Genomic DNA, 272 nt, shown 5'->3' with positions numbered 1-272 from the left:
CCAACTGCCACGCCGTGGGCCCAGGTGCCCGGCATGGCTTTGGGCCTCAGCTCAATGGGCTGCTGGGCCGCAAGGCGGGAAGCCTGCCGGGCTATGCCTATTCGCCGGCGATGAAGGCCTCGGGGTTGGTCTGGACCGAGACCACGCTGACCGCCTTCCTGCGCGACCCGAACGCCGTCGTGCCTGGCACCAAGATGCGCTACTGGGGCCTGGGCATTGACGAGCAGAAGGTGGCTGGGCTGCTGGCCTATTTCGCTCAGGCCGAACGTTGA

General features: G+C 67.3%; 1 protein-coding gene. It reads left to right on the top strand.

Translation table 11 applies throughout. From position 1 onward, the window contains the following. On the top strand, window positions 1-272 hold a 272-nt coding region (locus RZA33_RS19480; protein ID WP_416337893.1), incomplete at its 5' end, for a c-type cytochrome.

It is taken from the genome of Halovibrio sp. HP20-59 (genome assembly GCF_033052795.2).
Taxonomy (GTDB): Bacteria; Pseudomonadota; Gammaproteobacteria; order Pseudomonadales; family Halomonadaceae; genus Vreelandella.
This window is presented reverse-complemented; position numbering and strand designations above follow the sequence as displayed.